This window comes from Janthinobacterium pasteuri (assembly GCF_051380775.1).
Lineage (GTDB): Bacteria > Pseudomonadota > Gammaproteobacteria > Burkholderiales > Burkholderiaceae_D > Janthinobacterium.
The window spans coordinates 350,872-374,673 of the sequence record NZ_JBNYXS010000001.1 but is presented as its reverse complement, the minus strand read 5'-3'; the positions used below and the strand labels follow the sequence as shown (position 1 = coordinate 374,673).

Sequence of the window (23,802 nt, the reverse complement as noted above, 5' to 3'; positions counted from 1 at the left end):
GGTCTGACCCCGGCAAATGGCAGCAAAAAAATGCCCCGCTCGCTGAATCAGCTGCGGGGCACTCGCTCGGTGTTGGGCCGGCGCGTATCTGATTATTTCAAATGATCGGAGATCAGTTTCGTCATTTCAAACATGGAGACTTGGGCTTTGCCGCCGAAAACTGCTTTCAGCTTGTCGTCAGCATTGATCATGCGGCGGTTGGCCGGATCTTGCAGATCGAGTTTTTTGATGTAATCCCATACCTTTTTGGTCACTTCCGTGCGCGGCAGTGGTGCTGCGCCAACAACGGCGGCCAGGTCTTTCGATGGCGTCATTGCTTTCATGAATGCTGCGTTTGGCTTGCGTGGTGTTGCCGGTGCTGCCGCTTTCTTCGCCGCTGCTGGTTTAGCTGCTGCTTTGGCTGCGGGTGCTGCTTTTTTGGCGGCTGCAGGCTTGGCTGCTGCTGCTTTGGCTGGCGCTGCTACTGGGGTTTTTTTGGCTGTTGCCATCTTCGAGCCTCCTTAACAAACACATGGGAAATTGCGCAATTAATCGCACGGCTAATATTGGTGTGGATTTACCTTGTATGCAAGTGTTTTTCACGTTTTCACGAGGAAAAAGCAGGGAAATGGCGATGCTGTCGCCCGGGCGCACCGCTTGGGCGCGCAGAACGGCGTTTTTGCCCGTAAATGGCATGGTTACTGGCTATGCGGGGTGGGGTACTGCGGGGGAGGGCGGAAATGATGCCGGACGCATGAAAATGCAATCCGGCACGATTTAGAACGATGTTTTTACTTGGATGTGCGGCGTAATGAACGCCATCAAAATCCCCGTGAACGGGGATGTTGAAGCCTTACCTCATGCCAGGCATCATACCTTTCATGGAGCGCATCATCTTCATCATGCCGCCGCCCGACAATTTCTTCATCATCGTCTGCATTTGCTCGAATTGCGTCAGCATGCGGTTCACTTCCTGCACTTGCACGCCGGCGCCGGCGGCGATGCGGCGCTTGCGCGTGGCCTTGATCAGTTCAGGCTTGGCGCGTTCCTGCGGCGTCATCGAGTCGATGATGCCGCACATGCGGCGCACCTGTTTATCGGCTTGATCCATGTTCTTGCCGCCTGCCGCCTGCTGGAACTGCGCCGGCAGCTTGTCCATCAGGTTGGCCATGCCGCCCATTTTCTTCATCTGGCCAAGCTGCGCCTTGAAGTCGTTCATGTCGAACTTGCCGCCGACCTTGATCTTTTGCGCCAGGTCGGCTGCCGCCTTGCTGTCGACGCCCTTGCGCGCCTCTTCCACCAGCGCGAGGATGTCGCCCATGCCCAGGATGCGGTTGGCCATGCGGGTCGGGTCGAACGCTTCCAGGCCGTCGAGTTTTTCCGAGACACCGGCAAACTTGATCGGTTTGCCCGTGATGTGGCGCACCGACAGGGCGGCACCGCCGCGCGCATCGCCATCGAGCTTGGTCAGCACGATACCGGTCAGCGGCAGCGCATCGTTGAAGGCTTTCGCCGTGTTGATGGCATCCTGGCCCAGCATGGCATCGACGACAAACAGGGTTTCGATCGGTTTCACGGCGCTGTGGACGGCGGCGATTTCGCGCATCATCTCTTCGTCGATACCCAGGCGGCCCGCCGTATCGATGATCAGCACATCGTGGTAATGTTTTTTCGCCCAGTCCAGCGCGGCCAGGGCTATATCGACCGGCTTGTCGGTGCTGGAAGACGGGAAGAAGTCGGCGCCCACCTGGGCGGTGACCGATTGCAGCTGGGCGATCGCGGCAGGACGATACACGTCGGCCGAGACGGTCAGCACTTTCTTCTTCTTTTCTTCCTTCAGGTATTTCGCCAGCTTGCCGACGGTGGTGGTCTTACCCACACCCTGCAGACCGGCCATCAGGATAATGGCGGGCGGCTGCTGCGCAAAGCTGATCTGCGACGCTTCCGGTCCCAGGTCGGCACCCATCAGGGCGGCCAGCTCGCGCTGCACCACGCCGACCAGGGCCTGGCCTGGCGTGAGCGAGGAAATGACATCCTCGCCCATGGCTTTTTCTTTGACTTTGGCGATGAATTCGCGCACGGCGGGCAGGGCGACGTCGGCTTCGAGCAGCGCCAGGCGCACTTCGCGCAGCATGTCGGCGGTGTTCGCCTCAGTCAGGCGCGCCTCGCCGCGCATGGTCTTGACGACTTTGGCAAGCCGTTGGGTGAGATTATCTAGCATGATGAACCTGCAATGAAAAGCTTGGGAGTGGGCGGCGAAAGCCGGACGATGGGCGCCATTTTACCTTATCGCGGTTGGCTGGCGGTCCTGCGCTGCGCTGCCTGGCGGTTGGCCTGCTTTTGAATTAGTTGGTATTTCTGCCAATGCCGTGATTGCATGAAAGCTAAAAACACGGTTAAAATGAGAATAATTCTTATTTACATTTGCAGGCGCGCCGCGCTTGACCGGAAAGGGATGCCATGTCGGCCGCCGATTTTGCCCAGCAACAAGACCTGCACGCGCTCTACAGCAGCCATCACGGCTGGCTGCAGGGCTGGCTGCGGCATAAGCTGGACAATGCGGGCGAAGCGGCGGATCTGGCGCACGACACCTTTATCAGCGTGCTGACGGCCGGTGCCGCGCCGCAGATCCGCGAAGCGCGGCCTTTCCTCGCCACCATCGCGCGGCGTCTGGTGGCACACCGCTATCGCCGGCAAGTGCTGGAAGACGCCTACCTGGAGGCGCTGGCCTGTTTGCCGCCCGAAGTGACGCCCGCGCCCGAAGAGCGGTTGCTGGCGCTGCAAGCCTTGCAGGAGATCGATGCGGCCCTCGATGGCTTGCCAGCGCCCGTGCGCACGGCGTTTTTGCTGGCGCAGCTCGAAGGCCTCAGCTACGCCGAGATCGCTGCGCGCCTGAAGGTGTCGGCCAGCTCGGTCAAGCAATACCTGACGCGTGCCAACCGCCAGGTGTTTTTCTCCCTGCCGGCATGAGTACGGCGGCAGAACCCGTGGCCCCGGTGGCCATCGGCGAGGAAGTGCAGCAGCAGGCGGCCGGGTGGCTGACCGTGCTGATGTCGGACGAGGCCAGCGAAGCGGAACACGCGGCCTGGCAGCGCTGGCGCGGCGCCGACCCGGAACATGAACGGGCCTGGCAGCATATTGAAGCGGTGTCGCAGCGCTTCAACGGCTTGCACCGCAGTGCGGCCGCGCAGGCGCTGGCCGGCACGCAGCAGAAAGCCATCAACGGCAAGCGGCGCCAGTTGCTGGCGTGGCTGGGCGTGGCGGCCGGCGGCGGCATGCTGGCCGCGCAGACAGGCGCCTGGGATGGCGTGCGCGCCCTGCGCGCCGACTATCGCACGGCTACGGGCGAGCGGCGCGAGGTGGTGCTGGACGATGGCAGTGTACTCAGCCTGAATACGGGATCGGCCGTGAACGTGCGTTTCGACGCCAGCCGCCGCCTGATCGAGCTGCTGGCCGGCGAGATCCTCGTCACCAGCGGTCACGGCATCGGCAGCGGCGCGCCTTTGGTGGTGGCGACGCGCGAAGGCCAGGTGCGTGCGCTGGGCACGCGCTTTGCCGTGCGCCAGCAGGATGACTACAGCAGGGTGGAGGTGTTTGAAAGCGCCGTTGAAATCCGCCCCCACAACAGCGCTGGCGCGCCCTTGCTGCTGGCGGCCGGGCGTGGCGTGGCGTTTTCCCGCCATGCGCCGGACGCGCCACACGCCATCGATGCGTATGCGGCCGCCTGGTCGCGCGGGCAGCTGATCGTCGACGACGTGACCCTGGGCGATTTCCTGGCCGACCTGGCCCGCTACCGTCCGGGCGTGATCGACTGCGCACCGGCAGTGGCCCAGCTGCGCCTGTCGGGTGTATTCCCGCTGGCCGATACCCAGCGTATTTTGAACATGCTGCCCAACTCGCTGCCGGTGCAGGTGCGCAGCCGCACGCGGTATTGGGTCAGCGTCGAACCGGCGCCATAGCACGCTGCGCAAAAATATTTAGCCATCCGGCTGCCCGTTTTTCGTTTTCGCGGCACCTACAGAGTAGGGCGCCTGTTTTTCACCGTCTCATGACGCCACCATCAGGAATTTTCATGTCGTACGCTTTGCATTTTGTCAGTTTGCCATCGTCTCACTCCGCACTGCACCCGCTGGCGCAAGCGGCGGCCGCCCTGTGTCTGGCCGCCAGCCTGCCGGCGCTGGCGCAGCAGGCCACGCCTGCTGCTCCCGCCACCGAGCAAACCATGCTCGGCGTGTCCGTCACGGCGGGGCGCGATGCGACAACGGAAGGCAGCGGTTCCTATACGACTGGCGTGAGCAATACGGCAACCAAACTGAATCTGTCGCTGCGCGAGACGCCGCAGTCGGTCAGCGTGCTGACGCGCCAGCAGATCGATGACCTGGGCATCACGACCCTGGACGACGCCGTCCAGTCGATCACGGGGCTGGTCATGCAAAAGGGCAACTTCACGGGCGACTCGGGCAGTTTCAGCGCGCGCGGCTTTCCAGTCGATAACATCCTGTTCGATGGTTTGCCTACCAGCCTGGGCGCGAATGGCACCTTCAATGGCGACAATGACGACCTGGCCATCTATGACCGCATCGAAGTGGTGCGCGGCGCCACGGGCTTGATGACGGGCAGCGGCACGCCCAGCGCGGCCATCAATATGGTGCGCAAGCGCCCGACGGCCACGCCGCAAGCGTCGTTCTCGGCCAGCGTGGGCAGCTGGAGCAACTACCGCCTGGAAGCCGATGCGGCCAACGCCCTCAACGCAGCGAAGACCCTGCGCGGGCGCATCGTCGTGACGCTGCAGGACAAGAAGGACTACGTTGACGTGCTGCATGGCCGCAATCACCAGCTGTACGGCATCATCGAGGCTGATTTGCGCCCCGACACGACATTGACCGTGGGCGCGCACTACCGCAAGACCGATAACGACGGCGTCACCACGGGCGTGGTGACCGCCGCCGACGGCCGCTTTCTGAATTTGCCCCGCTCGACCTACCTGGGCACCGACTTCGATGACTGGCGCCAGACGGATAAAACCATCTTCGCCGAACTGGAACACCGCTTCGCCAACGGCTGGAAGGCCAAGCTGGCAGCCACGCGCAAGACACCCGAGATCGACACGACGTTTTCCGGCATCAACCGCCGTGGCGACACCCTGCGCTTCAATTCGCAAAGCTACCGCGCCGAGCTGGCCAACACCAGCTACGACGCCTACGCCAGCGGCAGCTACAGCCTCTTCGGCCGCGAGCACGAGCTGAGCGTCGGCGCCAGCCACCGCCGTTCGTCGAAAAACAGTTATGGCGGCTGGGCCCCGTACAGCTGGGGCGCGGCCGCGCCGGTGCTCGACCCGTTCAAGTGGGATGCGGGCAGCGTGGTGCGCCCCGTCATCAACTATGCGCAGTGGGGCACGGCCAGCATCACCGAACAAAGCGGCGTGTATGCGGGTACGCGCATGCGCCTGGCCGACCCGCTGTCGCTGGTGCTGGGCGGGCGCGTGAGCTGGTACAAGGACGATGCCGGCTACTCGGTGGCGCGCGAATTCACGCCCTACGCCGGTGTCGTGTATGACCTCGACAAGCAGCATTCCGTGTATGCCAGCTGGACCGAAATCTTTCAGCCGCAAGCGTCCACCGACGCCAATGCGCGGCCCTTGAAGCCGATCAGCGGCAGCAACTATGAAGCGGGCGTGAAGGGCGAATACTTCGGCGGCGCCCTCAATGCCAGCGCTGCCGTGTTCCAGATCCGCCAGCAAAACCGGGGCGTGGACGATCTGGCCGGCCCGAATCCCTGCCCCGGCAGCACCTGGGGCTATTGCCAGCGCGCGTCGGGCGAAGTGCGCAGCGAAGGCGTGGAGCTGGATGTGGCGGGCGCGCTGACGCCCGACTGGCAGCTGTCGGCCGGTTTTACTTATGTAAAGGCGCAATTTACGCGCGACAGCGATCCGGCCAATATCGGCAAGGATTTCAACAGCCGCTATCCGCGCCAGCAGCTCAAGCTGGCCACCAGCTACCGCCTGTCCGGCGCCGCGCAGGGCTGGCGCGTCGGCGCCTCGGTGTATGGGCAGGGCGCGACCGAATCAAACGACGGCACTTATCACCTGCGCCAGGGCCGCTACGCGATCCTGGGCTTGAACGCGGCGTGGCAGATCGACAGCCGCGCCGAGCTGCGCCTGAACGTCAACAATGCGCTCGACAAGCACTATTACCAGAGCATCTACTCCGATGTCTTCGGCAATCTGGCGGGCACGCCGCGCAACCTGATGCTGACCTTGAACTACACACTGTAAATAATCACTTTTGAATGACCTATCTTGATGAAGGATGCATGGCTTATGGATGTGCAGTTGAATCTGGCCCGCGACGGTGTGCGCCGGCGTATGCCACGGGGAGCGCCGCGATGATGAAATCGGCCAACATGATGTTGTTCTCGCGCGTGCTGGCCGCCATTTTTGGCGGCTATGCGCTGACGTCCGGCGTGGCCGTGCTGCTGTCGGCCGTGTTGCCGCTGTCGCGCGCCGAAGCCGTGCTGACGGCCACCCTGAGCGCCTTCGTCGTCTACACCTGCGCCGTAATCTGGGTCTTTGCCGTGCAAGACCTGCGCCGCGCCTGGCTGGGCATGCTGCTGCCAGCCATCGTTTGCGGCGGCATCGGCCTGCTGCTGTCGCGAGGTGCCGCATGAACGCCGTCAAGGTAGATAAAGTGCTCAAGACGCCGCAGCAGGGCGGCTTGCGCCAGGCCATGGCCTGGCTGCATACCTGGAGCGGCCTGTGGATTTCCTGGCTGCTGTTCGCCATTTTCCTGACCGGCACCCTGGCCGTCTTCGACGACCCGATCGGCCACTGGATGACGCCCGAACACGCCCTGGAAGAGGCGGCGCACGCGAACGATCCGCCGCTGCCCAAGGTCACGGACCGCGCGCACCGTCTGGAGCTGGCGCTCGACTTCATGGCGAAGGAGCACCCGAAGGCGGGCATGTGGGAAATCTGGCCTGTGCAGCGTCCCGGCCATGGCCTGTCCGCCTACTGGTTCCAGCCCAGCGGCGGCTATGGTTCGGCGGACCTCGATCCGCTGACGGGCGCCATCGTCAAACATGCGGGCGAGGCGACGGAACGGGAAACTATCGGCGGCCACCATTTCGTCGATTTCCATTACGAGCTGCACGCGGGCCGCATCGGCGTGTGGATCGTCGGCATCACCACCATGATCATGCTGGTGGCGCTGGTGAGTGGCGTCATCACGCACAAGCGCATCTTCAAGGATTTCTTTACCTTCCGTCCGGCCAAGGGCCAGCGTTCGTGGCTCGACGCGCACAACGCGGTGGCCGTGCTCACTTTGCCGTTCCAGTTCATGATCGCCTACACGGGCCTGGCATTTTTCAGCGATGACTATGTGCCGGCCCCCGTGGTGGCGCAATACGGCATGGACAATCCCAAGCGGGCCTTCCTGGCCGACTGGAACGATGCGGGCAAGCCTGCGCGGTCGGGGCAGCCGCTGGCCATTCCCGCGCTGGAATCGTTCGCGCTGCGCGCCGAACAGGCCATCGGCCAGGAAATCCGCGCCGTGGTGCTGGACAATCCGAATGACGCCTCCATGCGCGTGTGCATGTACGGCTGGAATGAAGATACGGAACTGCTCACGCGCCTCAGTGCCAATACGGGCAGGGCCTGCTATGCGCTGGCCACGGGCGAACAGGTCGCCGTGCGCCGGCCGGGCGAGTCGGATACGGGCGGCGCGGGCCTGACGCGCTCCGTCATGTCGAACCTGCACATGGTCGGTTTCGGCGGCATGCCGATGCGCTGGCTGTATTTCTTCTGCGGCCTGGCCGGCACGGCCATGATGGGCACGGGCGCGATCCTGTTCCTGGTCAAGCGGCGCCAGAAGTCCGGCGGCGAGTTCGGCGCCTATACGCAGCGCGTGTACCGCGTCATCGAATGTCTGAATGTGGCGGCGATTGCCGGCCTGGCGATCGCCTGCGTGGGATTCCTGTGGGCCAACCGCTTGATCCCCGTCGGCCTCGAACAGCGTGCCGGCTGGGAAGTGCGCGCCTTCTTCGGCGTGTGGTTCCTGATGCTGGTGCATGCCTGCCTGCGCGCGGAAAAGCGCGCGTGGATCGAGCAATTGTGCCTGCTGGCCGCCCTGTGCCTGCTGCTGCCCGTGCTGAATGTACTGAGCACGGGCGACAACCTGGTGGCGCAGGTCGCGCGCGGCGACTGGGAAAGCGCCGGCGTGGAACTGGGCAGCATGGCCTTCGGCCTGTTGGCGGCCTGGGGTGCGTGGAAAGTCCACAAGCGCAAGGAAAAACCGGCCAGGAAGGCTGCGGCCAGGGAAGGCTCTGCACCGTCGGCCAGCCTGCAAGTCACTCCGGAAGGACAGTCATGATCAATACCATCCTGTGCGCGCTGGGCCTGTCGTATGCGGGCATGGCCAGCCTGTCGCTGGCGATGGACCGCCATCACTGCCAGGTCTGGGGCAGGGACGCGGCGCCGAATGTGCGGCGCGCGCTGCAACTGGCCGGCGCACTGTTGCTGGCGCTGGCCATCTGGCCTTGCGTGGCCGGCTGGAGCGCCAGCGTCGGCGTGGTCGCCTGGCTGGGATTCATCGGCGCGGGCGCGCTGCTGGTGGCCCTGCTGCTCCCGTACGCGCCCCGATTGCTGTTGCGTAGTTCCCTGCTGGCAGCCGTCGCCGCGCTGGCAGGTCTTGTGACGTTCCTGCGGTGATGCTCACCGCCATTTTCAAGGATAGACCGATGCATTTTTCACGCCTGGCGACACCGTTTTACTTTACCTGCAACCGCAAGGCGGCGTCCTGATGGCGGCCCGCCTGCCTTCCCGCCGCACCCGCATTCTGGGCGGCGCGGTCTTGCTGGCGCTGTTAGGCGCCGGTGCACTGTGGGCCACGCGCGGCCCGACCACCGTGTTCGACACGGCGCCCGTCAAGCGCGGCAATATCGAGGCCAGCGTGACGGCCATCGGCACCCTGCAGCCGCAAACCTATGTCGACGTGGGCGCGCAAGTGTCGGGCCAGATCACGCGCCTGCACGTGCAGCCCGGCAGCGCCGTGGAAAAAGGCCAGTTGCTGGCCGAGATCGACCCCAGCGTGCAGCAAGCCACGGTCGATGCGGGCCGCGCCGCCCTGGCGGGCTTGCGCGCGCAACTGGCCGACCAGCAGGCGCAGCACCGCCTGGCGGGCCAGCAGCACGTGCGCCAGAAGCAGATGGCCAAGTTCGACTCGACGCCGTTGGCCGACCTGGAAACGGCCGAAGCCACGCTGGCGTCGGCCGGCGCGAAGATCGACCACCTGAAGGCGCAGATCGCCCAGACCCAGGCCAGCCTGAAGGCGGACGAGGCGCGCCTCGGCTATACGCGTATCTACGCGCCGATGGCCGGCAAGGTCGTGGGCCTGGACGCGAAAGAAGGGCAGACCCTGAACGCCACGTACCAGACGCCGAATATCCTGCGCATCGCCGATCTGTCGGCCATGACGGTGTGGACGGAAGTGTCGGAAGCGGACGTGCGCCGCGTGCGCCCGGACATGCCCGTGTACTTCACCACCCTGGGCGGCGACCAGCGGCGCTGGAGCGGCAAGGTGCGCCAAGTGCTGCCAGCCCCGCCGGTGCCCGGTGGTTCCACCGCCGGCACGGCCCTGGCGCCGTCGACCAGCAAGGTGATCTTGTACACAGTGCTGTTCGACGTGGATAACGCGGATGGCGAATTGATGCCGCAGATGACGGCGCAAGTGGTGTTTGTCACGGCCGCGGCAAACAATGTGCTGGCCGTGCCGTTGCCTGCGCTGAAACCATTGACCGGGGAAGGCGCCAAGCCGGGGCAGTTCACGGCCCGCGTGATGGATGCGGACGGCAGGGTCGATACGCGCGCCGTCACCGTGGGCGTGCGCAACCGTCTTAGCGCGGAAGTGCTGCAAGGCTTGCGCGAAGGTGAATTGCTGGTCACGGGCGAGCAGCCGGCCAGCAGCGGCGCCAGCAGGTTCCAGTTATGAGTGCCATGAGCGAGGCCAGGTCGCTGGGGCAAGCTGGAGACTCTGGCCAGCCGGCGCCACTGACGCCTTTGATTTCCTTGCACGGCATCCGCAAGCGCTACGGCGGCCATGACGGCGCGCCGGCCGTGGAAGTGCTGCGCGGCCTGACCTTGGCTATCGGCGCCGGCGAATTCGTCGCCATCGTGGGGGCGTCCGGTTCCGGCAAATCGACGCTGATGCATTTGCTCGGCTGCCTTGACCGTCCCAGCGACGGCACCTACCGCTTCGCCGGTCAGGACGTGGCCAGCCTGAATCCCGATGCACTGGCATGGCTGCGACGCGAAGCGTTCGGCTTCGTCTTCCAGGGCTACCATTTGATCGCCACCGAGTCGGCGCGCGAAAACGTGGAAGTGCCGGCCCTGTACGCGGGCATGCCTGCCGCCGCCCGCCACGCCCGCTCGGAAGCGTTGCTCAAGCGTCTGGGCCTCGGTGAGCGGCTCGATCACCGGCCAAATCAATTGTCGGGCGGGCAGCAGCAGCGGGTGTCGATCGCCCGCGCGCTGATGAATGGCGGGCGCATCATCCTCGCCGATGAACCGACGGGAGCGCTCGACAGCAGCAGCGGCACCGAAGTCATGGCCTTGCTGGGCGAACTGGCCGACGCGGGCCACACCATCATCCTCATTACGCATGACCGCAAGGTGGCGGCCCAGGCGCGCCGCGTGATCGAGATCAGCGATGGCGAGATCATCGCAGACTCGGGCGCCGTCGCCATTCCCGCCACGTCGACGGCCCTGCCGCCGCTCGACATGTCGCGCGCCGCCCACGATACGGGGGCCTCGCTGGGCACGGAATTGCTCGACGCGGCGCGCGCCGCCTGGCGCGTGCTGTGGATCAACCGCTTCCGTACGGGATTGACCTTGCTGGGCATCGTCATCGGCGTTGCTTCCGTGATCGTCATGCTGGCCATCGGCCTGGGCACGCGCCAGCAGGTGATGGCGCAGCTGGGCGCGTTCGGCTCGAACCTCTTGTATATGTCGTCGATCGGTGAAAGCTCGCGCATTCCCGGGCGCAGCATTACCCTGGCCGACCTGGAGGCGCTGGAGGACGTGCCGGGTATTTCCCACGTGCTGCCGAATGTCACCGGCAACAAGGTGATACGCCACGGTAACCTCGACGTGCAGACGTATGTGCGCGGCACGGGACCGGCCCTGCCGCAGATCCAGACCTGGCCGGTGGCCAAGGGTGGCTTCTTTACCGAGGAGGATGAGCGCGAGATGGCCACCGTGGCCGTGCTGGGCGCGCACCTGGCGCAAAAGCTGATGCCCGACGTGCCCAACCCCGTGGGGCAGAGCATCCTGATCGGCAATGTACCTTTCCAGGTGATCGGCGTGATGAGCGCGAAGGGCGCGCTGACGGGCGAGAAGGATGAAGACGACGTGCTGCTGCTGCCGTTTTCCACGGCCGGCATCCGCGTCTTTGGCCAGCGCGAGCCGACGTACACGGTGATGGCGGTGAGCGACGTCAAGCGCGTGACCGAGGTGGAGGCGGCGGTCGACGCCACCATGTTCGAGCGCCACCGCATCCGCGACTACGGCATCAGCAACGCGGCCGCGTCGATCGCCGCCGAAGCCAGGACGCAGGACAATATGACCGTGATGCTCAGCCTGATCGCGGCAGTCTCCCTGGTGGTGGGCGGCATCGGCGTCATGAATGTGATGCTGATGACGGTGCGCGAGCGCACGCGCGAAATCGGCATCCGCATGGCGACGGGCGCGCGCCGGCGCGACATCCTGCGCCAGTTCCTCACCGAAGCCGTGCTGGTGTCGGTGGTGGGCGGCGTGGCCGGCATCGTGGTCGGCGTGACGGTGGCTGGCTTGCTGCTGGTATGGGACGTGCCGGTGATCTTTTCGCTGAGCGCCATCGCCGGCGCCTTTGCCTGCGCCGTGGTGACGGGGCTGGTGTTTGGCTTCATGCCGGCACGCAAGGCGTCGGGACTCGACCCGGTGGTGGCGCTGGCGGGACAGTAGGTCTGCTAACGAGGCCGGCAGCGCGGCTACCGGCAAAAAAATGTTGCCCTGGTTCCAACACGCGGTACTATCTCCCCATAATAACAAGCAGTGTTTCGCGTTTTATGCCCTTGCGGGCACATACCAACCACCACAGGAGAACCCGATGCAGAAAAAATCAACCTTGACGACCGGTATTGCCGCCGCCCTCATGCTGGCATTCAGCGTGGGTTCGGCCCAGGCGCAGGAAGTCGTGCGCCTGGGTAATTTGAAGTTTGCCCATTACGGCGCCGTGTCGTACATCAAGGAAATCGCGCCCAAGTGCGGCATCAAGGTCGAAGAGCATATCTTTGCCAAGGGCCTCGATGTGATGCAGGCGATTATCGCGGGCGAGCTGGACGTGGGTGCGACGGCGTCCGAAGCGGCCATTTCCGGCCGCGCCGGCGGCGCGCCCATCTATGTGGTGGCCGGCTTTGCCAAGGGCGGCGCGCGCCTGGTGGGGGGCATGGGGCAAAAGATCGCCAGCGTCAAGGATTTGAAGGGCAAGCGCGTGGGCGTGACGCGCGGCGGCATCCAGGAAGTGCTGCTGCTGGCCGAACTGTCGCAAGCGGGCCTGACGTATTCCGAAACCAAGGGCAAGGATGTGCAACTGGTGTTCCTTGCCTACGCCGACTTGAACCAGGCGCTGATGGGTAAGAATATCGACGCCATGATGCAGTCGGAACCGCAATCGTCGCAGGCCATCAACAAGGGCTTCGGCACCGAAGTCATCAAACCGTACGACACGCCGATCGGCGAACCCGTACGGACCATGGTGATGACGGAAAAGTTCTACAAGGAACGCCGTCCCGTGGCGGAGAAATTCATGCGCTGTTTCGTGGAAGCCACCAAGACCTTTATCGATAACAAGGCGACGGCGGAAAAGTATGTGCGCGAAGTCGTGTTCCGCGGCCAGATCACGAAGGATGACTTCGACGACGCGATCAGCAATTCGCCGTATTCGTACGATATCTCGCCCGAGCATATCCAGGTGACCACTGATGTGATGGTGAAAACGGGCGTAGGTCGCATGACGAAACCGCCCGTGGCCAAGGACTGGGTCAAGACGGACTTGCTGGAGCAGGCGAAAAAGAGCTTGAATGTGAAGTAAATCAGTAAAATATGAAAAAACCTCCGCGCCAGTGCTGGTGCGGAGGTTTTTTTTGGGGGGGGCTTAGCGGGCGTTAAAGCCCATCCAGCCCTTCTCCGTCTGCCGGAAGCTCAGCGTGTAGATGCGCGTCAGTTCATCGCCTTTCTTGAGCTGGCGGTTGATGATGGCGCCATAATTGTCTTGCACGATCTGGTCCGACCATTGCAGCAGGTTTTCGAAACGCTCGGCCGTCATCGCCGCTTGGCGGGCCAGCAGCGGCGCGGGAATCGCTTTCTTTTCCTGCTGCTGCGCCCAGAAGTCGCGGAAAACCTTGTTTTCGCCGCCCATGCCGCGCGCCATCAGGCCCAGCCCCATGGTCATGCCCACGGAACCATCCGTCTTCGCCTGTGCTTCGAGCTTGTCGGCCACGTCGGCCAGCAATTCCAGGTAGCCCACCTTGGCGCGCAGCAAAGCCGAGCCCTTGATTTCGTACTGTTCGTTCTCTTTCCAGCCATTGAGCTTTTCCAGCTTCGCGATGTCGAAGTATTGCTTGTACAGGTCATAGCTTTGAATCGAGGTACGGAAATATTCCTCGTACGTGGATTGGGAAGGCGCATCTTTCATGCAACCGCTTAAGACAGTGCAGGCGGCCAGCAGGAGGCAGGTCCAGGTACTTTTTTTGAAGGAAAGCATGGCGGGGGACGGTGGCCTTAGGGTGGATGAATATTGCTCTGTGGATATAATTATAAGACTGGCTAATCAGGATGGCAACGCATCCGCTGCGCGGCGTCAGCGCGCAGCAGGAAAGATTGCCGAAATCTTGAGGGTGCGCCACCCCGTCATGCCTCAGGCGCGATATCATGGCAGGCTTGCGGCATTGGATGGCGGCGTCGTGCCTGTCACCCGGGCTGTCGCTTGAATCGCGCTTGTCGGCTATGGTGTAAACTTAAACTATGCAGATCTATTTCTTTTTCATCGCCGCCCTGTTGTACGCGGCGTGCGCGGTGCTTCCCTCATCGCGTGCCCGGCTCATTACCGGCCTGACCGGCGTCGCCTGGCTGGCCCACGCCGCCACCCTGTGGTTCGACTTGATGGCGCCCGGCACTTTGCGCTTCGGCTTTTCCGCCATGCTGTCGGCCGCGCTGTGGGTCTCGGTGGGTGCTTACTGGATAGAGAACCGCAATTTCAGCCTGGACGGACTGCGCCGCATGGTCATGCCCAGCGCCGTCATCGCCATCGGCCTGGCTTGGGCCTTTCCTGGCAGCCAGGTCAGCATGGAGGGCAAGTCTGCCGTCTTCGGCTGGCATATTGCCGTGGCCGTGCTGGCCTACAGCACCTTGACGATTGCCGCCTTTCACGCCGTGCTCATGGCGCTGCAGGAATCGCGCTTGCATACGCGCAGCGAAAGCCGCGGCTTCATCGGCAGCGCGCTGGACCAGTTGCCAGCCCTGCTGACGATGGAAAAGCTGCTGTTCCGCATGATCGGCCTGGGCTTCATCCTGCTGAGCCTAACCGTACTGTCGGGCATCGTCTTTTCCGAGCAATTATTTGGCAAGGCGCTCAACTGGGATCATAAATCCGTGTTTACCATGCTGTCGTGGCTGTTGTTTGCCGCCCTGCTGGCAGGCCGCCGCTTTCGCGGCTGGCGCGGCAAGACAGCCCTGAGCTTCACCCTGGCCGGATTCGCCACCTTGCTGCTGGCCTATGTCGGCAGCCGTTTTGTACTGGAAGTGGTTTTACACCGAGGATACGCATGACACGTGTTTTATTCTGGCTGGCACTGGTGTTCCTGGTGCTGTTTGCTATTCGCAGCAAGATCCGGGGCATGCAGCAACGCGCCCGCGCGCAGCAGCAACAGCAGCCGAACCCGTTTGCGCCGCCAGGCCGGCCGCAGCAATTGCCTGATGCCGAGCTGATGCTGTGCTGCGCCCATTGCGGCGTGTATTACCCGGCCTCCGAAAACGTGCAGGCCAAGGGCCATGATTACTGCAGCCACGCGCATGCCACGCTGTAAGGACCGGCCAGCGCAGCGTTGCTCATCCGTATCGTAACGTCCTCCGGCAGCAATCCGGCGTAGCATCTGCAGCAAGCGGTTCGCCACCGCCCTTGCAGAAAGGCGCGCACCCATGCCCCGTCCCAGCCCGCATATCGTGACCGCTGCCGGCCTGCCGCCGGCGCCGCAACTGAGCGGCAGTTCGCTGCCCATGCAGGCGCTGCGTGCGCAGATCGGCCGCATCGCCCGTTGCGGCGCGCCGGTGGCCATCCGCGGCGAATCGGGCACGGGCAAGGAACTGGCGGCACGCGCCATTCACGCGCAAGGTGCGCGCGCCAGCTCCCCGTTTATCGCCGTCAACTGCGGTGCGATTCCCGAAGCGCTGATGGAAGCCGAATTTTTCGGCTGCCGGCCGGGCGCCTATACGGGTGCGCTGCACGAGCGCCAGGGATTGTTCCAGGCGGCCCATGGCGGCAGTTTGTTGCTCGATGAAGTCGATGATTTGCCGCTGCCCATGCAGGTGAAGCTGTTGCGCGTGCTGCAGGAGCGCCGCGTGCGCAAGCTGGGCGGCAGTAGCGACGAAGCCGTTGACGTGCGCATCCTGTGCGCCAGCCAGCATGGCCTGGCGCGCGGCGTGGCCGCCGGCACGTTTCGCCAGGATCTGTTTTACCGCCTCAATGTCATCGAGCTGGCGCTGCCGCCGCTGCGTGAGCGGCACGGCGATCTGCAGGTATTATGTGAGGTAATCCTGGCGCGTCTGGCACCAGGCCAGGCCGTGAGCCTGGCGCCGCCGGTGCTGGCGGCCCTCGCTGCGTATGCGTTTCCCGGCAATGTGCGCGAACTGGAAAATATGCTGGAACGGGCACTGGCCTTTGCCGATGGCGGCGTGATCGCGCTCGACGGGCTGGCCTTGCCGTCCGTTGCCGGCATCACCGCGCTGCGGGCAGCGCCGCCGCCGGTCGTGCCGGAGCGGCAACTGTGCTTGCCCGGCATGGCGCTTTGCAGCGTTGCCCCGGTCTTGCCGCTGGACATGTATTTGCGCCAGGCCGAGCGCGACATGATCATGCAGGCGCTGGTGCAGGCGTGCTATCACCGCGCACGGGCGGCGCGCCAGCTGGGGCTGAGCGTGCGCCAGCTGCGTTACCGGATGCAGAAATTGACGATACAGGAAGCGCTACTTTGATGACAGCATGGGCGATAGATGAAGACGGCTGGTGCGATGGCGCGCTGCGCTATGACTCGCCGTACCAGGATGCGCGCCCGGACGGTGCGCAAGTCGACTTGCTGGTGATCCATAACATCAGCTTGCCGGGCGGCCACTTTGGCGGACCGCATGTGTCGGACTTGTTTACCGGCCGGTTAGATTATAATGCCGATCCTTCTTTCGCCGACCTGCGGGGCTTGCAGGTGTCGGCGCACTTTTTTGTGCGGCGCGATGGTGCGCTGTTGCAATATGTTTCTGCTGATCAACGTGCCTGGCATGCTGGCGCGTCCACATTCGAAGGACGCCCGCAGTGCAATGGCTATTCCATCGGTATCGAAATGGAAGGCACGGACTTTGTCCCCTTCCAGCCGCAGCAGTACCGCGTGCTGGCGGCGCTGACGGCGGCGCTGGTGGCGCGCTATGGCTTGTCCCAGGTGCGTGGCCACGAGCATATTGCAGCGGGAAGGAAGACGGATCCGGGACCGTTTTTTGACTGGCATTTTTATCAAGAATGCTGGTTGGAAACTGTGCGCAGGCGGCCTGCGTTAGCGCTTACTACGCGGGGATTGGGCTTTCCATCCATGCCCTGAAAAGTCAACCGAAATCGTATATGAAAATACAAAAAATTACGCTGACGGATGCCGGAAAACTATTGCATCGCCTTTCGATGGGCACTACAATTAGTGCACAACTTGGATTTAAAGACTATATGTAGTGCCATCACAGACGTTTTCAGAATTATTACCAAAGCTACCCTGTTTGTTGATATGGCAACGGGAACTGGCGTTTCATCACCCTTGATCGTGTTTCGCGCCAGCCGGGCTGTACAGGTTGGCCGGATGATTTTTGGCTGTGAGTAATTTACTATTTAGCAACAAATACCTGAAGAAACCCTGACCATCGGGCGTTCTATTCAACAACACACGCGGCAGCAAAACTGCAGGCTGACTTTAGCTGACAACGGGAGCTTCAATGCAATCACCACAAGATATTTCCATCCATCCAACGCCAGTATCGCCAGCGCCAGGCGCGGCCAATAGCGTGGCGAGCACGGGCGCGGCATTGGGCGACTATCGCATCATCCGCCGTAACGGCGCGGTGGTGGCATTTGAGCCTTCGAAGATCGCTATCGCCATGACCAAGGCGTTTTTGGCCGTTAACGGCGGCCAGGGCGCTGCCTCGGCACGCATCCGTGAACTGGTGGAACAACTGACCGACGGCGTCGTCGCCGCGCTGGTGCGCCGCCATCCGGGTGGCGGCACCTTCCATATCGAAGACGTGCAAGACCAGGTGGAACTGTCGCTGATGCGTTCGGGCGAGCACGACGTGGCGCGTGCCTACGTGCTGTACCGTGCCAAGCACATGGAAGAGCGCCGCCTGCAGAAGGAAGCGCAAGGCGCCTCCGCGCAAGTCGCAGCGCCCCAGCTGAACGTGCTTGATAACGGCGTGCGCCGCCTGCTGAACATGCAGGAAGTGCGCGACCTGATCAATGCGGCTTGCGCCGGCCTGGAAAAGCATGTCGATGCCGACGCCATCCTGGCTGAAACGGTGAAGAACCTGTACGACGGCGTGCCCGTCGAAGAGCTGCACAAGTCGGCCATCCTGGCGGCGCGCGCGCTGATGGAAAAAGATCCGGCCTACAGCCAGGTCACGGCCCGCATCCTGCTGCACACGGTGCGCAAGGAAGTGTTCGGCAAGGAAGTGCCGCAAGCGGCTGCTGCTGCCGAGTACCTGACGTATTTCCCGCAATATGTCGCCAAGGGCATCGCCAACGACCTGCTGAACCCGGTACTCGCCAGCTTCGACCTGGAACGCCTGGCCAAGGCCATCGTTGCCGACCGCGACTTGCAATTTGGCTACATCGGCCTGCAAACCCTGTATGACCGCTACTTCCTGCACATCCAGGACGTGCGCATCGAAATGCCGCAAGCGTTCTACATGCGCGTGGCCATGGGCCTGTCGCTGAACGAAGCGGACCGCGAAGCGCGCGCCATCGAGTTCTACAATCTGCTGTCCTCGTTCGACTTCATGAGCTCGACCCCGACACTGTTCAACTCGGGCACCCTGCGCTCGCAGCTGTCGTCGTGCTACCTGAGCACCGTCTCGGATGACCTGGAAGGCATTTACGACGCCATCAAGGACAATGCGCTGCTGGCCAAGTACGCCGGCGGCCTGGGCAACGACTGGACGCCAGTGCGCGCCCTGGGCGCCCACATCAAAGGCACCAACGGCAAGTCGCAAGGTGTGGTGCCGTTCCTGAAAGTGGTCAACGACACGGCCGTAGCAGTCAACCAGGGCGGCAAGCGCAAGGGCGCCGTCTGCGCCTACCTGGAAACCTGGCACATGGACATCGAGGAATTCCTCGACCTGCGCAAGAACACGGGCGACGACCGCCGCCGCACGCACGACATGAACACGGCGAACTGGATTCCCGACATGTTCATGAAGCGTGTCATGGAAAAAGGCGAGTGGACCCTGTTCTCGCCATCCGAAACGCCAGACTTGCACGACCTGGTCGGCAAAGCCTTTGAAAAGGCTTACCTGGGCTACGAAGCCAAGGCAGCCGCCGGCGAAATCCGCTCGTACAAAAAGATCGCCGCGCTGGACCTGTGGCGCAAGATGCTGTCGATGCTGTTTGAAACGGGCCACCCGTGGATCACGTTCAAGGATCCTTGCAACATCCGCAGCCCGCAGTCGCACGTCGGCGTCGTTCACAGCTCGAACCTGTGCACGGAAATCACGCTGAACACGGGCCCTGACGAAATCGCCGTCTGCAACCTCGGTTCCGTGAACATGCCGGCGCACATGAAGGAAGGCAAGCTCGATCACGTCAAGCTGGCCAAGACCATCCGCACCGCCATGCGCATGCTCGACAACGTCATCGACATCAATTACTACGCTGTCGAGAAGGCACGCAATTCGAACATGCGCCATCGCCCGGTCGGCATGGGCGTCATGGGCTTCCAGGACTGCCTGCACATGATGCGCATCCCGTTCGCTTCGGACGCCGCCGTCAGCTTCGCCGATACCTCGATGGAAGCGGTCTGCTACTACGCCTACCTGGCGTCGACGGAACTGGCCGAAGAGCGCGGCCGCTATGAATCGTATGCCGGTTCGCTGTGGGACCGTGGCATCCTGCCGCAAGACTCGGTGAAACTGCTGGCCGAAGAGCGCGGCGGCTACCTGGAAGTCGATTCCTCGTCGGCCATGGACTGGACGCCGGTGCGCGAACGCATCGCCAAGTTCGGCATGCGCAACTCGAACTGCGTGGCGATCGCCCCGACGGCGACGATTTCGAACATCATCGGCGTATCGGCCTGTATCGAGCCGACGTTCCAGAACCTGTACGTGAAATCGAACCTGTCGGGCGAATTCACCGAGATCAACGGCTACCTGGTGCGCGACCTGAAGGCACGCGACCTGTGGGATGAAGTCATGATCTCCGACCTGAAGTACTTCGACGGTTCGCTGGTGAAGATCGACCGCATCCCGCAAGACCTGCGCGATATCTACGCCACCGCCTTTGAAGTGTCGCCAAGCTGGCTGGTGGAAGCGGCTTCGCGTCGCCAGAAGTGGATCGACCAGGCGCAGTCGCTGAACATCTACATGGCGGGTGCTTCCGGCAAGAAGCTGGACGAGACCTACAAGCTGGCATGGCTGCGTGGCCTGAAAACCACCTACTACCTGCGTACCATCGCCGCTACCCACATGGAGAAATCGACCTCCAAGACCGGTGCCCTGAACGCCGTGGCCGTCGATGGCGGCATGTCGGCCAGCGCGCAGAGCGCCCAGGCAGCGGTGGTGGCGGCAGCCGCTGCCGCCGTGGTGGCACCCGTGGTGGCTGCTGCAGCGGACGACGCCGATGGCGAAGCCTGCTATCTGCGTCCGGGTGATGACGGTTTCGAAGAATGCGAAGCCTGCCAGTAAAAACCTGCTGCGCAGCCCCCTCTCGGGTTCTGTGTTGCTCACCGTACTAAAGTACGGCTCCGCTACTCGACCCGATATCGGGCTTGCTCGCGACGGTTTTTAAGAAATTTAAAGTTGTCAGCCCAGCGCTGCTGGGCTGATTCAATGTTGTTAATGTCCGTATTGTCCGATTCAACGGACCTGTTGCGGATCGCCGGCTTGCCGGCATGGAAAGGAAGAAGATTATGTCGTTGTCATGGGATGATGAAACCACGTCGGCAGCTGTGCCGCGTCCGGCGCAGCAAGCGCCACTGGGGAATACCGAATTGAACCTGCCGGCAGGTGCCGAGCCGTCCGAAGCGAACGCCGAACAAGTGGCGCGCCGCGTGAATGCCGATGACAAGCGCATCATCAACGGCAAGACGGACGTCAACCAGCTGGTGCCGTTCAAGTACAAGTGGGCGTGGGACAAATACCTGGCCGGCTGCGCCAACCACTGGATGCCGCAGGAAGTGAACATGCAGCGCGATATCGAGCTGTGGAAAAACCCGAACGGCCTGACGGACGACGAGCGCCGCCTGGTCAAGCGCAACCTGGGCTTCTTCGTGACGGCCGACTCGCTGGCCGCCAACAACATCGTGTTGGGCACCTACCGCCACATCACGGCGCCCGAGTGCCGCCAGTACCTGCTGCGCCAGGCGTTCGAGGAAGCGATCCACACGCACGCTTACCAGTACATCGTCGAGTCGCTGGGCCTCGATGAAGGCGAGATCTTCAACGCCTACAACGAAGTCAAGTCGATCCGCGACAAGGATGAATTCCTGATCCCGTTCATCAACACGCTGACCGACCCCGCGTTTGTTACCGGCACGGTGGAAAACGACCAGAAGCTGCTGAAATCGCTGATCGTCTTTGCCTGCCTGATGGAAGGCCTGTTCTTCTACGTGGGCTTTACGCAGATCCTGGCGCTGGGCCGCCAGAACAAGATGATGGGCGCTGCCGAGCAGTACCAGTACATCCTGCGCGACGAATCGATGCACTGCAACTTCGGCATCGACTTGATCAATACGATCAAGATGGAAAACCCGCAGCTGTGGACGGCCGAATTCCGCGAAGAGATCAAAGTGCTGTTCATGAAGGCCGTAGAGCTGGAATATGCGTATGCGGAAGACACCATGCCGCGCGGCGTGCTGGGTCTGAACGCGCCGATGTTCAAGGGCTACTTGCGCTTCATCGCCAACCGCCGCGCGCAGCAGATCGGCATCGAGCCGCTGTTCGCGCAGGAAGAAAACCCGTTCCCGTGGATGAGCGAGATGATCGACATGAAGAAGGAACGCAACTTCTTCGAGACGCGCGTGACCGAGTACCAGACCGGTGGTGCGCTGAACTGGGAATAATTAGATGAGGAGATGAAAAAGCCCCATGAGGTGCAACTCATGGGGCTTTAGGGAAAAGAGGGCCAAACAACAACCTCTGGCTTTCTCTTGATGCTATTTCTATTTGCTAGAAGTCGAAGTTTAAACTTCGAAAGCCGATATGGCAAGGCTCAAGTTCATCATCGAGGTAAGTGATGAAAGGAACGACACATGAAAACCTGTGCCTATCCCAAGTCCGTGCATGTGACGCAATACTTGCGCTTCCGCTTTGGAAAGCTTGAAATTGTGAGTGAACACTGCCGGTCTCCACGTTTGCGATAGTGGATTAACGAGGACGGTTTTTTACCGTCCTCGTTAGGGAATTAGGACAGTTTCATTGATGTAAAAACAACTTGAATTTTGTAGGAGTACCGAACGAATTTGTGAGTTTGACTCACTCTTACGTATCTCTTCATATCGACTTAAAAGGTTTCATCATGACATTCAATAGTAAAAAAACCTCATCGGGAATCGCTTCCCAGGCAGCAGAGACATTGAAAAATCCCAATGCCTCTGCCGTGGCTAAGAGTTTGGCTGGTTCCGCATTGTCTCAGGTACAAGGTGCGTATCAGACAGGAAAAGCGATGGAGACAAAGGCATCGCATGTGCTGCAAAGCAGTAAGTACAGCGACGATACCAAAGCCTTAGCCGCTTCATTACTGTCACAGTCGAATAGACTTCGATAATCCTAATGCGCCGTAACTTTTACGGCGCATTTTTTTTGCCTGTTGGGTAACGATGATGTGGTGAGTAGCATTCACATTGTCAGTGTCCAGGAGCTAGAGGGCTTCTTCGAGACCACCGGCCCGCTGGCCGCCACCAACATCGCGCTGGGCAGTCTCCCTTTACGACGCCACATCACGGCGCCCGAGTGCCGCCAGTACCTGCTGCGCCAGGCGTTCGAGGAAGCGATCCACACGCACGCTTACCAGTACATCGTCGAGTCGCTGGGCCTCGATGAGGGCGAGATCTTCAACGCCTACAACGAAGTCAAGTCGATCCGCGACAAGGATGAATTCCTGATCCCGTTCATCAACACGCTGACCGACCCCGCGTTTGTTACCGGCACGGTGGAAAACGACCAGAAGCTGCTGAAATCGCTGATCGTCTTTGCCTGCCTGATGGAAGGCCTGTTCTTCTACGTGGGCTTTACGCAGATCCTGGCGCTGGGCCGCCAGAACAAGATGATGGGCGCTGCCGAGCAGTACCAGTACATCCTGCGCGACGAATCGATGCACTGCAACTTCGGCATCGACTTGATCAATACGATCAAGATGGAAAACCCGCAGATGTGGACGGCCGAATTCCGCGAAGAGATCAAAGTGCTGTTCATGAAGGCCGTGGAGCTGGAATATGCGTATGCGGAAGACACCATGCCGCGCGGCGTGCTGGGTCTGAATGCGCCGATGTTCAAGGGCTATCTGCGCTTTATCGCCAACCGCCGCGCGCAGCAGATTGGCATCGAGCCGCTGTTCGCCCAGGAAGAAAATCCGTTCCCGTGGATGAGCGAAATGATCGACATGAAGAAGGAACGCAACTTCTTCGAGACGCGCGTAACCGAGTACCAGACCGGTGGTGCGCTGAACTGGGAATAAGCGTTTTTCTGCCAACGCCAAAAGCGCCGTCATCGTGACGGCGCTTTTTTTTCGCCTGCATGGCGGCAAAAAAAGCCGTCGCCGCGCGAGGTTAAAAGCACCTCCGGCGGGATGGAAAAATGCGGCGTCATTCAGCGATGCGAAGAGACTCGCGCCAGGTTTTTCGGATGCCGCGAACGGCCGTATTGCCGGCAAAAAAAATCGTTTCCGGAGACGCTGGCGGCGGCATTTGGCACGCGATTGTGCGATAGCACGCGTATCGTGCAAAAAAGGCCGCGAAAACGTGTCGTGCCGGTTGCGCATTGACAAGGTTTTCGTGTACTTTATGAGATTGCAAATGCGAGCGTTAGAATGCGGGGTTTTTTAACCAGCGCGGTAGCGAAAAAACCTCGCAAAACAGGGATACAGATTTACACGGATATGCACAAAACCACACCGTTTTCGTCTGCCGCCGTGCCCGAATTTTTTCAGGCATGGCGGTTTTTTATTTGACGGATAGGTGTTGTCGCGAGCGCGATGCGAGGAGCGAAAAAACGCACGGCATCGAAAACGAATGACCGAATTCAGACTTTGCCACCAGCTGCGAGATAAAGCAGGGTGGCACCGACGA

The 23,802-nt window shown here is 61.9% G+C and carries 19 protein-coding genes and 1 pseudogene; 17 read left to right on the top strand and 3 right to left on the bottom strand.

What is annotated here, in order from left to right:
• Nucleotides 1-92 precede the first annotated feature (92 nt).
• Both ACQ4WN_RS01695 and ffh read right to left on the bottom strand, forming a co-directional pair.
• Nucleotides 93-488, bottom strand: coding sequence for an SWIB/MDM2 domain-containing protein (locus tag ACQ4WN_RS01695; protein ID WP_071650146.1), 396 nt, complete (start codon nt 486-488; stop codon nt 93-95).
• A gap of 344 nt (nt 489-832) precedes the next feature.
• Nucleotides 833-2,200, bottom strand: a complete 1,368-nt coding sequence (gene ffh / locus ACQ4WN_RS01690; protein WP_010401368.1) for a signal recognition particle protein — start codon at nt 2,198-2,200, stop codon at nt 833-835.
• 239 nt (nt 2,201-2,439) lie between these two features.
• Here ffh and ACQ4WN_RS01685 point away from each other — a divergent pair, with 239 nt between their 5' ends.
• The 9 genes from ACQ4WN_RS01685 to ACQ4WN_RS01645 all read left to right on the top strand — a co-directional run bounded on the left by ACQ4WN_RS01685 (nt 2,440) and on the right by ACQ4WN_RS01645 (nt 13,100).
• On the top strand, nt 2,440-2,949 hold the full coding sequence (locus ACQ4WN_RS01685) for a sigma-70 family RNA polymerase sigma factor (RefSeq protein WP_436549979.1): 510 nt from the start codon (nt 2,440-2,442) through the stop codon (nt 2,947-2,949).
• Nucleotides 2,946-3,938 (top strand): FecR domain-containing protein, encoded by a 993-nt coding sequence (locus tag ACQ4WN_RS01680; RefSeq protein WP_436549978.1) that lies wholly within the window; start codon nt 2,946-2,948, stop codon nt 3,936-3,938. Before ACQ4WN_RS01685 ends, ACQ4WN_RS01680 begins: the two co-directional genes overlap by 4 nt.
• Before the next feature lie 113 nt (nt 3,939-4,051).
• Entirely contained in the window at nt 4,052-6,253 is a 2,202-nt protein-coding gene (locus ACQ4WN_RS01675) for a TonB-dependent siderophore receptor (RefSeq protein ID WP_436549977.1), read from the top strand.
• 110 nt (nt 6,254-6,363) lie between these two features.
• Nucleotides 6,364-6,645, top strand: coding sequence for a hypothetical protein (locus tag ACQ4WN_RS01670; protein ID WP_436549976.1), 282 nt, complete (start codon nt 6,364-6,366; stop codon nt 6,643-6,645).
• Nucleotides 6,642-8,345: a PepSY-associated TM helix domain-containing protein gene (locus ACQ4WN_RS01665; RefSeq protein ID WP_436549975.1), complete on the top strand. Its 1,704-nt coding sequence runs from the start codon at nt 6,642-6,644 to the stop codon at nt 8,343-8,345. The genes ACQ4WN_RS01670 and ACQ4WN_RS01665 overlap by 4 nt, the downstream gene beginning before the upstream one ends.
• Nucleotides 8,342-8,683 (top strand): DUF3325 domain-containing protein, encoded by a 342-nt coding sequence (locus ACQ4WN_RS01660; RefSeq protein WP_436549974.1) that lies wholly within the window; start codon nt 8,342-8,344, stop codon nt 8,681-8,683. Before ACQ4WN_RS01665 ends, ACQ4WN_RS01660 begins: the two co-directional genes overlap by 4 nt.
• Before the next feature lie 91 nt (nt 8,684-8,774).
• Nucleotides 8,775-9,962 carry an efflux RND transporter periplasmic adaptor subunit gene (locus ACQ4WN_RS01655; protein WP_436549973.1) on the top strand — a complete coding sequence of 396 codons (1,188 nt, stop codon included), beginning with the start codon at nt 8,775-8,777 and terminating at the stop codon, nt 9,960-9,962.
• 5 nt (nt 9,963-9,967) lie between these two features.
• On the top strand, nt 9,968-11,971 hold the full coding sequence (locus tag ACQ4WN_RS01650) for a MacB family efflux pump subunit (protein WP_436549972.1): 2,004 nt from the start codon (nt 9,968-9,970) through the stop codon (nt 11,969-11,971).
• 145 nt (nt 11,972-12,116) lie between these two features.
• Complete coding sequence (locus ACQ4WN_RS01645; protein ID WP_373918177.1) at nt 12,117-13,100, top strand: ABC transporter substrate-binding protein; 984 nt, start codon at nt 12,117-12,119, stop codon at nt 13,098-13,100.
• A gap of 63 nt (nt 13,101-13,163) precedes the next feature.
• Here ACQ4WN_RS01645 and ACQ4WN_RS01640 read toward each other — a convergent pair whose 3' ends face one another.
• Nucleotides 13,164-13,703 (bottom strand): hypothetical protein, encoded by a 540-nt coding sequence (locus tag ACQ4WN_RS01640; RefSeq protein WP_436549971.1) that lies wholly within the window; start codon nt 13,701-13,703, stop codon nt 13,164-13,166.
• A gap of 329 nt (nt 13,704-14,032) precedes the next feature.
• On the opposite strand from ACQ4WN_RS01640, the gene ACQ4WN_RS01635 reads away from it, so the two are divergent.
• The 8 genes and pseudogenes from ACQ4WN_RS01635 to ACQ4WN_RS01600 all read left to right on the top strand — a co-directional run.
• Nucleotides 14,033-14,836 (top strand): cytochrome C assembly family protein, encoded by an 804-nt coding sequence (locus ACQ4WN_RS01635; RefSeq protein WP_436549970.1) that lies wholly within the window; start codon nt 14,033-14,035, stop codon nt 14,834-14,836.
• Complete coding sequence (locus ACQ4WN_RS01630) at nt 14,833-15,093, top strand: PP0621 family protein (protein WP_436549969.1); 261 nt, start codon at nt 14,833-14,835, stop codon at nt 15,091-15,093. Before ACQ4WN_RS01635 ends, ACQ4WN_RS01630 begins: the two co-directional genes overlap by 4 nt.
• A 112-nt stretch (nt 15,094-15,205) precedes the next feature.
• Nucleotides 15,206-16,255, top strand: a complete 1,050-nt coding sequence (locus ACQ4WN_RS01625; protein WP_436549968.1) for a sigma 54-interacting transcriptional regulator — start codon at nt 15,206-15,208, stop codon at nt 16,253-16,255.
• A complete protein-coding gene (gene ampD / locus ACQ4WN_RS01620; protein WP_436550091.1) occupies nt 16,255-16,866 on the top strand; it encodes a 1,6-anhydro-N-acetylmuramyl-L-alanine amidase AmpD in 612 nt (203 codons plus the stop codon). The genes ACQ4WN_RS01625 and ampD overlap by 1 nt, the downstream gene beginning before the upstream one ends.
• 382 nt (nt 16,867-17,248) lie before the next feature.
• Nucleotides 17,249-20,203: a ribonucleoside-diphosphate reductase subunit alpha gene (locus ACQ4WN_RS01615; RefSeq protein ID WP_436549967.1), complete on the top strand. Its 2,955-nt coding sequence runs from the start codon at nt 17,249-17,251 to the stop codon at nt 20,201-20,203.
• Nucleotides 20,204-20,427: 224 nt separating this feature from the next.
• Nucleotides 20,428-21,579: a ribonucleotide-diphosphate reductase subunit beta gene (locus tag ACQ4WN_RS01610; protein ID WP_101482781.1), complete on the top strand. Its 1,152-nt coding sequence runs from the start codon at nt 20,428-20,430 to the stop codon at nt 21,577-21,579.
• 455 nt (nt 21,580-22,034) lie between these two features.
• On the top strand, nt 22,035-22,283 hold the full coding sequence (locus ACQ4WN_RS01605; RefSeq protein ID WP_071653673.1) for a hypothetical protein: 249 nt from the start codon (nt 22,035-22,037) through the stop codon (nt 22,281-22,283).
• Between the two features lie 99 nt (nt 22,284-22,382).
• Nucleotides 22,383-23,192: pseudogene (locus tag ACQ4WN_RS01600) on the top strand (ribonucleotide-diphosphate reductase subunit beta); the annotation flags it as partial.
• Nucleotides 23,193-23,802 lie beyond the last annotated feature (610 nt).